Origin of the sequence: Microbispora sp. NPDC088329 (genome assembly GCF_040685655.1) — a bacterium.
Classification (GTDB): domain Bacteria; phylum Actinomycetota; class Actinomycetes; order Streptosporangiales; family Streptosporangiaceae; genus Microbispora.
In genome coordinates this window covers 301067-313239 of record NZ_JBFBIP010000001.1, presented here as the reverse complement: position 1 = coordinate 313239, position 12173 = coordinate 301067, and the positions used below count along the sequence as shown (strand labels likewise).

Here is a 12173-nt window from a genome sequence, read left to right as displayed (position 1 = left end):
ATGCAGCAGTGAGCAGAGTTGGTAAGGAGACTGGCCGAAGTTCGGGCATCTGCCGCCTTATTTCATGATTCCTCTGACGAATGTCGCGGCACGATTGGCGAATCGCTTCGAAATCAAGCGGCCGATTCGGTCGCGGCCTCGATTCGCGGGCGCCGCCCTCGCGCTTCCACCCGAGCCCGGTCGCTGTCACGCCTCGGTGGCCGGCCGGGCGTCCGGGAGGCGTTCACCACCGGGCGAGGACGCCGGGTCGCGTTCGGGGCCCGTCGCCGTTTTCCGCACCGCAGGCCTCCCACCGGCCCGCTTGCGGCGCTCTGTCGAGACCACCAGCGCGACCCCGACGACGATCAGGGCTCCCGCCACGAGCATGGCCCCGGTGACCGGTTCCGACAGGATCGCCGCTCCGAGGATCACCGCCACCACCGGGTTCACGTACGCGTAGGTGGACACGAGCGATATCGGCGCATGGCCGAGCAGCCAGATGTAGGAGGTGAAGCCGATCAGGGAGCCCACCAGCACCAGGTACGCCAGGGCCGCCCACGACTGCCAGCTCACCGCGCCGAGGTGCAGCCGCTCACCCTGCACGGCGCCCATGACCAGCAGCGCGGCGCCGCCCACCGCCATCTCGATCGTGCTGGCCACGAACGGATTGGCCGGCATCGGGATCCGCGGGGAGATGAACGACCCCACCGACCACGAGAACGAGCCCAGCAACACCACGGCGATGCCCACCCCGCTGCCCGTGCTGCCCGACGCGTCGTCGCCGCCGAGCGAGAGGAAGGCGACGCCTGCGAAGCCGACCAGCACCCCGGCCAGGGTCAGCACGTGCGGCCGGTCCCGGAAGACCGTCCTGAGCACGACAAGCCACAGCGGGGTCGAGGCGACGAGCAGCGCGGCCAGGCCGCTGGAGATGTGCTGCTCGGCCACGGCGACCATGCCGTTGCCTCCGGCGAGGAGCAGGAGCCCGACCAGCGCGGCACCGCCGAACTGTCTCCAGCTCATCCGGTACGGCACGGCCCTGACGAGCAGGACCGTGCCGAGGATCAGCGCCGCCGCGACGAAACGGAGTCCACCGCTCGTCATCGGCGGAAGGGTCTCGATGGCGATCGCGATGCCGAGGTACGTCGAGCCCCACACCACGTACACGGCCGCCAGCGCCAACCACACCCGTATGTCATGACCGTTTCGCTCCATAGGTCATGACAATAAACCGTCGCCTCCGGACGGTGATTACCGGTTCAGCTTCTCCACGATGAGCCGGTAGAGCTGCCGGGGCCGGCCCGGCTGGGGGGTTCGGTTCGGCGGCAGCGGCCACGCGAGTCCCTCGTCAACCAGCGTGCGCAACAACCGCCTGGCCGTACGCGGGGTCACTCCGAGCATGCGCCCGGCCCCCTCCGCGTCCACGACCGTGTCCCCGCCCTCCAGCTTGGCGGCCAGGCGCGCAAGCACCTCGACCCCCTTGGGCTTGATCGGCCCGCCGGGCTGGGGCGGCATCCGGGGCGGCGGCACCAGCGCGCGGCCCTCCCGGTCCACCGCGAAGCCCTGCGGCTGCTTGCCGCCCTGCGTGCGGGCGAGCGCGCCCCTCGCGTGCGTCTCCGCCTCGTGCGTCGTGCGGCCCATCCCCACACCCACCTCGACGGCCAGGCCCAGCTCCTCGCGGATCCTCGCGGCGAACGGCAGCACCCGGAACCCGTCCGTGGCCGTCGCGATCGAGCCCTTCGTGGCCACCACCAGGTAGCTGTGGTCGTCGATCGGCCACACGCTCGCGTTGATCCGGTTGGCCTCCTGCACGAGCAGGCGGTGCAGCGACAAGCGCAGCTCGTCACGCCAGTAGCGCGGGGCGGCCCGCCGTACCGGCTCGCGCAGTGTCGGCACCTCGACCAGCACGACCGTGAGCTGCGACTCCTCCAGCCGGTGCCGGGCCCCGAGCAGCGCCGCCGTGTGCAGTGCCGTACGGACGGCCGCGGAGGTCGGCCGGATCGGCACCACCGGCACCCCGGCGGCGGTCAGCCGGTCGGCCACGCCGGACACGCAGGTGAGCGCGCCCGTCGTGGCCCCCTGGCGGAGCAGCCGCTCGTGGAAGGCCGTGATCGCGCCGACAGGGCCCGGCTCGTCACGGCTGTGCACCTCCCCGGAGGAGAGGTTGAGATCCGCGTACGCCTCGTCGATGTCCGGCCGGCTGACCACGTCGACGCTCACCCGGCGCGGATCGATCCGCTCGTCCAGTGCGGCCCGCGCGATCGCCGCCACGAGTGCCGCCCCGCCAAGCTGCACGTGCGTGGCGGGCATCGTGAGCACCCCGGCCCGTCGCGCGAGCTCGAACGGCACCGGACTCGCGAACAGGCACGCGTCCACACCCGGCCCGAGCCGGGTCACCTTGTCCGCCGCCTCCTGCTCATCCCGGTATGCGGCGGCGACCAGCCGGCAGGGCACCGGGGCAGCCGAGTGCCCCATCAACATCACCCGCTCGACCAGATCGTGCGACCCCACCACGCCGATGGTGAGGTCGGGTGTCACCGTTCCCAGACGTGACCCGCGCGGAGTGTCTTCCGTGCGCTCGACCAATGTTCGTCCCATCCCACGTCGCCCTCGTTGTTGTGGCTTCTCTTTGGAACGATCGCTGGTCAAGGCCGTAATGTCACGCCCAGATTTTCCGGAATACCATTCTGGGTGGTCCGGGCGCTTCCGTAAATCGGAAGGTCCCCGCTGGTCAGGGCATTAGTAAAGGTTTGCGGACTCAGCCCTCGTCCGAAGTGGAAATTTCACGCACCACATCTGCCCCGAGCGCCTGCATACGCTGTGCGAGCGCGGCGTGACCGCGGTCGATGAGATATCCGGACCCGATCGTCGTCTCGCCCTCCGCCGCGAGACCGGCGAGCACGAGCGCGATTCCCGACCGCAGGTCGTGCGCCGTCACGTCGGTGCCGCGCAGCGGTGTGGGACCGTGCACGACCGCCCGGCTCCCCTCGACCTCGACGTTCGCCCCCATCTTGTTGAGCTCGCCCGCGAGCGCGAAACGGCCGTCGAAGATGCGCTCGTGGATGTAGCTGGAGCCCTCCGCGAGGCAGGCCACGGTCATCAGCGGCGACTGCAGGTCGGTCGCGAAGCCGGGGTAGGTGTCGGTGATCACGTTGATCGGGCGCAGCGGCCGGTCACGGCGCACCTGCAGCACCGCGCCGTGCTGCTCGAACTCGACGCCCATCTGCTCCAGCTTCCACCGGACCACGCCGAGGTGCTCCAGGGAGGCGCCGACCAGGCTCACCTCACCCCCCGTGATCGCCGATGCCATCGCGAACACGCCCGCGTCGAGCCGGTCCGGCATCACCGTGTGCTCGACCGCCGTCAGCTCGTCGACGCCCTCGACCGTGATGAAGCCCGTGCCGCCGCCGCGGATGCGCGCGCCCATCCGGGTCAGCATCGTGATGACGTCGAGCACCTCGGGCTCGAGGGCGGCGTTCTCGATGACGGTGGTCCCGCGCGCCAGAGACGCGGCCATGATCAGGTTCTCGGTGCCGGTGTGCGACGGGGTGTCGAGGTACAGGGGGGCGCCGAGGAGCCCGCCGGCCTTGATGTGGATGACGGCCTCGCCCTCGTCCACCATCGCGCCCAGGCGCTTGTAGCCCAGGTAGTGGAAGTCGAGGTTGCGGCTGCCGAGGTTGCACCCGCCGATGCCCTCGATGATCGCCTCGCCGAGGCGGTGGAGCAGCGCGGGGACGAACAGCACCGACCCCCGGAACCGGCGGGCGATCTCCGCGGGCAGAACAGGGCTGGTCAGGCGGGAGGCGTCGATGACGAGCGTCCGCTCGCTCTCGTGGAACTCCACCTTCGCGCCGATGGCCTGGGCGAGTTCGACCGCCCGGCGCACGTCCTCGATGACGGGCACGTTGCGGAGCACCGTGCGGCCCTCGGCCGCGAGCAGCGCCGCCCCGATCATGGGCAGTACGGCGTTCTTCGCGCCCTGGATGAAGGCGGTTCCACGCAGTACGTTGCCACCGCGCACGCGGTAACGGACCATGAATACGACTCCTATTTCGGGGGAAAGTGGGGGACTCCCGTCAGCCGGCGGCCGATCGTCGGGGAGGACGATCGGCCTAGAGTAGCCGCTGGCCCGGGAGTTACGGGGAGGAACTACCCCCAGAACGCGTGGGGGAACGGGTCACTTGAGACTACTGCTGTGACCTGTGTGATTCAGCCGCGAAAGCGCTCTCCGGTGAGCCGTTCGTACGCCTCGACGTAGCGGCTGCGGGTGCGCTCGACGATCTCGTCGGGCAGCGGCGGGGGCGCCTCTCCGGACGACCTGTCCCAGCCCGACTCGGGGGACAGCAGCCAGTCCCTGACGAACTGCTTGTCGAACGACGGCTGGGAGTGGCCCGGCTCCCACTGGTCCAGGGGCCAGAAGCGGGAGGAGTCGGGCGTCAGCACCTCGTCGCCCAGCGTCAGCACACCGTCGGCGTCCCAGCCCAGTTCGATCTTCGTGTCGGCCAGGATGATGCCACGTTCCAAAGCGATCTCGGCTCCGCGGCTGTAGACGTCGAGGGTGATCCGGCGCAGCCGCTCGGCGACGTCCTCGCCCACCTCCGCCGCGACCTCGTCGTACGTCATGGGCTCGTCGTGCTCCCCCATGGGGGCCTTGGTCGACGGCGTGAAGATCGGCTCGGGCAGCCGCGACCCGTCGGTGAGCCCCTCCGGGAGGCGTACGCCGGAGACGACGCCCTCCCTGCGGTAGTCCACCAGCCCGGAGCCGGTGAGGTAGCCGCGGGCCACGCACTCCACCGGCACCATCCGCAGGCGGCGGCACAGCACGCCGCGGCCGGCGAACTCCGCCGGGACGTCGGTCGAGACCACATGATTGGGGACGACGTCCTTGAGCTGCTCGAACCACCACAGCGACAGCCGGGTGAGGATCTCCCCCTTGTCGGGGATGCCGGGTTCGAGCACGTAGTCGAAGGCCGAGATGCGGTCGGACGCGACCATCAGCAGCAGCCCGTCGGGGGTCTCGTAGAGGTCGCGTACCTTGCCGGAGTGCAGGTGCTTCACGGTTCCATCTTCCCAGCTCTTCATCCCGCATTGAGCAAGGGGACAGTACGCAGCCGCGCGCCGACGTGGTCGGCCACGAACGGGGGAACGGGACACTCCCGCAGCACCGAGGACCACGAGGACGCCATGGCCTCGGCCGTCGCCGACACCGCCGCGGTGACCTTTTCCTCGTCGGCGCCCACGGTCTCGGCGAAGCGCCGGAAGTGATCGAGCGTGATGAAGGACGTGTCGTTCTGCTCGCCCACCGGCAAGGTGAGGACGTCCCTCCTGAACGTCTCATAGGAGGTGACCGAGACGAAGTCGTAGGCCGGTGACAGCCTGCGAGTCCGCCCGTCGGGATATCGCAGCGACCAGTTCTTCAGGTGCTCGTCGGTGTTGCCGATGAGGACGCACGCCGTCAGACGCCGGACGTACTCCTCCAGATCGTCCGGGCACTCCCGCTGGATCACCGCTCCGACGTGCTCCGCGCGTCCGCGGTCCTTCTCCTGCGGGAGGAGCCCGAAGATCTGGGCGAAGTCCTCCTGGTGGATCCGCCCACCCGCGCGCCTGTCGAACCTCTGGATCGCGAAAGCCCTCTCACCCGGGCGGATCAGGCCGTCAGGGATGTCGACCAGAGAGTCGGCCGGGACGAGTTCGTGCGGCGGGACGGCGATGCCCGACATGGCGAGCCAGGTCATCATGGCGTGCTCGTTCTCCGGCAGAAGATCATGCCGGTCGCTCGGGAACTTCACGATCCAGTCGCCGCCGGTGCCCTCGTACAGGAACTTGTCCGTGGTCCGCACCATCGAGAGCTTCACCTGCATGCCGGCGAGAGAGAAGCTCATCTTGCGGGCGTCGGGGCGTCGCCACGCGCGTTCTGTCTCGCTGTCCTGCAGGCCGGGCGCCTCGCAGACCACTCGTACGGCCCCCGGAAGGTCCTGACCGAGGTGAACGAGCAGGGAGAAGTCCGCGACGGACTTGAGCCCCAGCTGTGCCGTAATGAGCCGCCGCAGCCCCGACTCCCGCTCCGGCAGTAGATTGGCGAACCAGGGCGGAAGCTGCCCGCCGGGAGCGGTCTCTCGCTTGCGTGGGTTGTACTCATACGCCAGGCCCAGCACGGGCCGGTCGAGCCCCCGATCCGTGTACTGGAACGTCACCCGTCCCGCTCGCATGGTGAGCACGCCGATTGGGCGTTCGCCGAGCAGCACCTGAGCGGTGGTCTGTGTGCTCATGGGCTCACTCCGGCCTGACGAGATCAGGGCCGTCGGGGAAACCGAAGAGCGCGTTCTCGTGTACGTGGGTCAGGATCGTGTTCCTGACCAGACGCGCTCGGTGTTTGAGAAACATCTCCTGGTCCTGATGCCAGAGGCGTCGACCGTCCTCGTCGATCATGTGGCTGGACAGCGTCTCGTCGTCGGCGTGCTCGATCGCTCGCCGCACGTGCCGCTCGGAGACGTCGCGGGGGTGTACGACGCGATTCGCCATGGTGTCCCGCATCTCTCCTCCGCTGGCCGTGAGGGTGATGAGGGGATTCCACCCCTGGTCGAGGAGCCAGACGGGATCGATCAGTGTGCCCTTCCGCTCCTGTGCATCCTCGGGGGCGGCGAGGACTCGGGGAAAGTCGGAGAGCATGGCGAGCAGATTGAGCTTCGCCTGAGGCTGGGCGAGCCGAACGGCCCGCAGATCGGGATCCCACCCGGCAGGGGGGAGCAGCTGAAGCAGCCGGTCCGCGCTCTTCAGCGGGTCGTCCACGACGGCCGCAGCGTTTTTTCGCAGCGCGGCCGTGTTGCCCCGCGGCGGCACGCCCACGGCGGAGCCGCGCCAAACCCATCTGCGCAGCAGCTCCCCTGCGCGACCCTCCGGCGGCCCGAACAACGCGACGAACCGCGCCAGTACCGGCAGGAAGAGCAGGTACGGGAGCACCCGAACGTGTGGAATCGCCGCCTCTTCTCGCAGGAAGTCGACAACGATCCCCAGCGCGTGCTCCGTGTTCTTGAACGCTTCGTGCCGATCGGCGTCATCGTGAAACTCGCCGCGAAAATCCCGGTCGACACGTCCGTGCCTGGTCGCCAGGACTGACTGCATGAGGATCCGATCGGGGACCTCACCGAAGCCGAAGCCCCTGATGTCGGCGGACAGCGCAGCGAGACCGGAGGGCTCCATCTGATCGGAGACGGTGTTGAGGGCGTCGAAGATCTCCACTTGCGTGAGCCGATGCCCGGAGGTGTTCAACCGGTCGAACATCTCCCGTACGGCCTGCTCGTCATCGCCGCTGACGATGGTGAGCGGGATCTCGTGATCCTGGATCGCGCGGGTGGCCTCGATACAGCGGCGGACATCGGTGTCCGACAGCCCGGGACGGTTCCACCGCCAGGTCGAGACACTCTCCCCGCTGAGCATGGCCTGAACGGAGAGCCAGTGCTCAGGCACCGACTCACGTCGCCCCGCCGAGACGAACCTGTCCTCACGGAGGTCGTAGAAGATTCGAAACCGTGGGTCGACCACGTCCGGGGGTGCGGCCAGGGCGCCGACGAGGCTCGTCAGACGCTGCTGGCCGTCCACCACCCAGTACGCGTCCGCCGCCTCAGGTGCGTCGACCACCAGAGGCCCGATCTCCAGGCGCGCCGCGGCCGCCGGGCGCTGCCACAGGAGCAGGGTGCCGATGGGGTAGCCGCGCAGGACGCTGTCGAAGAGCTTGATGACGTCGTCGCGCCCCCAGCGAAAGGAGCGCTGGAAGGACGGAATGCGCAGCCGCCCGTCGCGTGCCAGCCAAAGGAGGTGTGCGAGACGGACCTGCTCGAGTCGTGGCCTGGTCACCGCGGCCATGCGCCCTCCCCTCCGCTGATCAGATGGTATGTCCGCGTACGATCCGTGCACCAACCGTTACGCAGAAATCACCGTTCGTCAGGCGTCAGGAGGAGGCGGCCAGAGCGATGTCGGAGCGGTGGTGGGAGCCGCGCAGCGTGATCTGCTCCAGGACCTCGTAGGCGCGCGCCCGCGCCTGGGCGACGTCCGCGCCCGTGCCGACCACGCTGAGCACCCGCCCGCCGTTGGACACGATCCGGTTGTCCTTGTCCAGGGCCGTGCCCGCGTGCAGCACGTACGCATCCTCGACGGTCACCGGCAGCCCCGCGATCGGATCGCCCTTCACCGGGTCGGCCGGGTAGTTCTCGGCGGCGAGCACCACGGTCACGGCGGCGCCGTCGCGCCAGCGCAGCGGCGGGTGACCGGCGAGCGCGCCGGTCGCGCAGGCGAGCAGCAGCTCACCGAGCGGGGTCTCCAGCCGGTCGAGCACGACCTGGGTCTCCGGGTCGCCGAACCGCGCGTTGAACTCGATCACCCGTGGTCCGGCCGAGGTCAGTGCCAGCCCGGCGTACAGCACTCCCGTGTACGGCGTGCCGCGCCGGGCCATCTCCGTCACGGTCGGGCGCACGATCTCGTCCATGACCCGCTCGGACAGGCCCTCGGGCGCCCACGGCAGCGGGGTGTAGGCACCCATGCCGCCGGTGTTGGGGCCCTTGTCGCCGTCGTAGGCCCGCTTGAAGTCCTGGGCGGGCTGCAGCGCCACCGCGCTCGTTCCGTCGCACAGCGCGAACAGCGACACCTCGGGGCCGTCGAGGTACTCCTCGATGACGACCCGCCCGCACGCCCTGGCGTGATCGAGGGCCTCCTCGCGGCTGTCGGTCACGACCACGCCCTTGCCCGCGGCCAGGCCGTCGTCCTTCACCACGTACGGCGCGCCGAACTCGTCGAGCGCCGCCGCGGCCTCCTCCTCGGTGGTGCAGGTGTACGCGCGCGCGGTCGGCACGCCGGCGGCGGTCATCACGTCCTTCGCGAACGCCTTGGACCCCTCGACCCGGGCCGCCTCCGCCGACGGGCCGAAGCAGGGGATTCCGGCGGCCCTGACGGCGTCGGCGACGCCGGCGACCAACGGCGCCTCGGGGCCGATCACCACGAGGCCGGCCCCCAGCCGTTCCGCGAGCGCGGTCACCGCCGCGCCGTCGGTCGGCGTGACCTGGTGCAGGGTGGCCACCTCGGCGATGCCGGCGTTGCCGGGAGCGCAGTGGACTTCAACGACGGCGGGGTCGAGCCGCAGGGCCCGGCACAGAGCGTGCTCACGACCCCCGGAACCGATGACAAGTACGCGCACCCGACCATTGTCGCAGCGTTCGGCCGCCTCCCGTTCTCGGGCACGGGCCGGCACCCCGGTGCGGACGCCGAGGAGCTGTCCGGACGCGCCGCCGCTCTCCGGACCATCCACAAGGGGCATGGGGCGATGCCCCATTTGGGTGGGGTTACACAGCGATGGCTAGTTTGTTCGGGCTGTTTTTGGCAAGAAGTGCATGATCGACGGCACTTGACGCGGGTACTCTGGAAAAGCCGTCGAACGGCAATGTGGTAGATTAGCTAGGCTTCGCGCTGTCTCGTGGCGATTGGAGGTGGTTGGGATGCCTTCTGGTGATCCCGTCAGTACGTGCTCGCGCACGTACGTCGTGCGCATTCCCGACCACTCCGAAACTGAAGCCCGAGGGCAGCTCACGCCTGCATGAAGGGGTGACATCACGTCGCGCGTAGAGCGTGCCGGCTCGGGCGGGAAGGGACCGCCATGCGCTCCTCTCTGCTCTTTCCCCGCATCAACAGGCACACCCGCGTCATGTCCACGCACCTCGGCGCCGCGTCGATGAACGCGGAGACGGTCGTCCGCTGCGTGCCGCCGAGCAACTCCCTCGTCGAGTTCGGCGCGTACGTCGCCGGCAAGAAGGTCGAGGCCGGCGGCATTCCCGAGGCCGTGCGCCTGGTCCGCGAGCACAACGAGGCCAACGAGGTGCCCGACGCGTACGTCTGGGTCGGCCTGCACGAGCCCGCCGCGCCCGAGGTCGAGTGGCTCGCCGAGGTGTTCGGCCTGCACCCGCTCGCCGTCGAGGACGCCATCAAGGCCCACCAGCGGCCCAAGGTCGAGCGGTACGGCGACTCGCTGTTCATGGTGCTCAAGACCGTCGCGTTCCTCGACCACGAGGTGTCGACGGCGAGCAGTGAGATCATCGGCACCGGCGAGATCATGGCGTTCGTCGGGCCCGACTTCGTCGTGACCGTACGGCACGGGCGGCACTGTCCGCTCGGCGACGTCCGCGAGAAGCTGGAGTCGAAGCCGAAGCTGATCGGCCGCGGCCCCACGGGCGTCCTGCACGCCATCGCCGACCACGTCGTGGACAAGTACCTGCAGGTGGCCGACCTCATGCAGGCCGAGCTCGAAGAGGTCGAGGCGGCCGTCTTCGCCGAGGTCAGCTCCCGCGACATCAACAGGATCTACCAGCTCAAGCGCGAGATGCTGGAGCTCAAGCGCGCCGTCGGGCCGCTCCAGACCCCCTTCAACGCCCTTCCCCAGCGGCGCAGCATCCCCTCCGAGATGCGTGAGTACTTCCGCGACGTCGGCGACCACCTGTCCCGCGTGTGCGAGCAGGTCCAGGCGTCCAACGAGCTGTCCGACTCGATCCTCCAGGCCGCCCTGGCGCGCTCCAACGCCCTCGCCAACGAGGACATGCGCAAGATCTCCTCCTGGGTGGCGATCATCTCGGTCCCCACGATGATCGCCGGGATCTACGGCATGAACTTCCACAACATGCCGGAGATCGATTCCGTCTGGGGCTATCCGGTCGTGATCGGCGTCATGGTGATCGCCTGCACGCTTCTGCACCGCGCCTTCCGGCGCAACGGCTGGCTCTGACCGCCCTTTCCCGGGACGCCGCCCCGCGCGTCCCGGGGGCGTCGCCTTCTCGCGAAACCCGCGCCGGTGTCTTCCGGGAAGGACCCCCGTCCTCGCAATCGGGACGCGTACGCTTTCTGACCGTAATCGTGAGCAACCAGTCATTGCGATACGTCAGATGATGTTGTTAGGTGGGGGAGCGGGCGCTCGACACTCGACCGTTTCCACTCTCGCAGGAGCGTGTCATGACAGAGGCGACACCCCGGCTGGCGACTTATCCCCTCACTCGGGAACGTGCCTTCGACCCGCCGGACGAGCTGGCACGCCGCCGTGCCGAGGCGCCCGTCCAGCGGATGACGTACGCGGACGGGCACGACGGCTGGCTGGTGACGGGGTACGCGGAGTCACGGGCCATTCTGGCCGACAACCGTTTCAGCAGCCGCCCCGAACTGCTGCACTCGCCGATCCCCCAGCGCGGGGAGTTCCGCCGTGAGCCGCTGACACCGGGGTTCTTCATCCGCATGGATCCTCCCGCGCACACCCGCTACCGCCGCCTGCTGACCGGGCAGTTCACCGTGAGGCGGATGAAGCAGCTCGAACCGAGGATCCACGAGATCACCCTGAGCCGCCTCGACGCCATGGAGCGCGAGGGCGCCCCCGCCGACCTCGTCGAGTCCTTCGCGCTGCCCATCCCCTCGCTGGTGATCTGCGAACTGCTCGGCGTGCCGTACGAGGACAGGGAGAAGTTCCAGCGCGACTCGGCGGTGCTGCTGAACCTGGACTCCTCGATCGAGGACATCCGGGCGGCGGTGCAGGATCTGTACCTCTACCTGCACGGTCTCGTCACGACGAAGGCGAAGGATCCCGCCGACGACATACTGAGCGGCCTGGTCGCGGGCGGGGAGCTGACAGCCGAGGAGATCGGCGGCGTAGGACTGCTGCTGCTCATCGCGGGGCACGAGACGACCGCGAACATGCTGGGCCTCGGCACGTTCGCGCTGCTGACCAACCCCGAACAGCTCGCCCTCGTGCGGGACGATCCGGCCGCGGTGGAGAACGCGGTGGAGGAGCTGCTGCGCTACCTCAGCATCGTGCACATCGGGCCGACCCGTACGGCCCTGGAGGATGTGGAGGTCGGCGGCGCCCTGATCAGGGCCGGCGAGTCGGTGACGCTGTCCCTCGGGGCGGCGAACCGGGATCCCGGGCGCTTCGAGGACGGCGACGCGCTCGACGTGACCCGGCCTGCGCACGGGCACCTGAGCTTCGGGCACGGCATCCACCAGTGCCTGGGTCAGCAGCTCGCCCGGATCGAGATGCGCATCGCCTATCCCGCCCTGCTGCGCCGCTTCCCCAACCTGCGCCTGGCCGTGCCGGCGCGGGAGGTGCCGCTGCGGTCCAACATGGCGATCTATGGTGTGCACCGGCTGCCGGTGCTGTGGTGAGGAAGACCGCTGGG

At 69.4% G+C, this 12173-nt stretch carries 9 protein-coding genes; 2 read left to right on the top strand and 7 right to left on the bottom strand.

Features of this window, described 5'->3' with window-relative positions:
* Positions 1–186 precede the first annotated feature (186 nt).
* From AB0O28_RS01515 to purD, 7 genes are all read right to left on the bottom strand, one after another.
* The gene (locus AB0O28_RS01515) at positions 187–1191 is read right to left on the bottom strand and encodes an EamA family transporter (protein WP_363635081.1); all 1005 of its coding nucleotides are present in this window, start codon (positions 1189–1191) and stop codon (positions 187–189) included.
* A gap of 36 nt (positions 1192–1227) precedes the next feature.
* On the bottom strand, positions 1228–2472 hold the full coding sequence (locus AB0O28_RS01510; protein ID WP_363636135.1) for a transcriptional regulator: 1245 nt from the start codon (positions 2470–2472) through the stop codon (positions 1228–1230).
* A gap of 262 nt (positions 2473–2734) precedes the next feature.
* Positions 2735–4012 carry a UDP-N-acetylglucosamine 1-carboxyvinyltransferase gene (gene murA, locus AB0O28_RS01505; protein ID WP_363635079.1) on the bottom strand — a complete coding sequence of 426 codons (1278 nt, stop codon included), beginning with the start codon at positions 4010–4012 and terminating at the stop codon, positions 2735–2737.
* Between the two features lie 173 nt (positions 4013–4185).
* Positions 4186–5058 (bottom strand): phosphoribosylaminoimidazolesuccinocarboxamide synthase, encoded by an 873-nt coding sequence (locus tag AB0O28_RS01500; protein ID WP_363635077.1) that lies wholly within the window; start codon positions 5056–5058, stop codon positions 4186–4188.
* Positions 5055–6245, bottom strand: coding sequence for a type II toxin-antitoxin system HipA family toxin (locus AB0O28_RS01495; protein ID WP_363635075.1), 1191 nt, complete (start codon positions 6243–6245; stop codon positions 5055–5057). Before AB0O28_RS01495 ends, AB0O28_RS01500 begins: the two co-directional genes overlap by 4 nt.
* A gap of 4 nt (positions 6246–6249) precedes the next feature.
* Positions 6250–7839 (bottom strand): DUF262 domain-containing protein, encoded by a 1590-nt coding sequence (locus AB0O28_RS01490; protein WP_363635073.1) that lies wholly within the window; start codon positions 7837–7839, stop codon positions 6250–6252.
* A gap of 85 nt (positions 7840–7924) precedes the next feature.
* On the bottom strand, positions 7925–9163 hold the full coding sequence (gene purD, locus AB0O28_RS01485) for a phosphoribosylamine--glycine ligase (RefSeq protein WP_363635071.1): 1239 nt from the start codon (positions 9161–9163) through the stop codon (positions 7925–7927).
* Positions 9164–9619: 456 nt separating this feature from the next.
* On the opposite strand from purD, the gene AB0O28_RS01480 reads away from it, so the two are divergent.
* Together AB0O28_RS01480 and AB0O28_RS01475 are read left to right on the top strand one after the other, a co-directional pair.
* Positions 9620–10738 carry a magnesium and cobalt transport protein CorA gene (locus tag AB0O28_RS01480; protein WP_363635069.1) on the top strand — a complete coding sequence of 373 codons (1119 nt, stop codon included), beginning with the start codon at positions 9620–9622 and terminating at the stop codon, positions 10736–10738.
* Between the two features lie 224 nt (positions 10739–10962).
* The gene (locus AB0O28_RS01475) at positions 10963–12159 is read left to right on the top strand and encodes a cytochrome P450 (protein WP_363635067.1); all 1197 of its coding nucleotides are present in this window, start codon (positions 10963–10965) and stop codon (positions 12157–12159) included.
* Positions 12160–12173 lie beyond the last annotated feature (14 nt).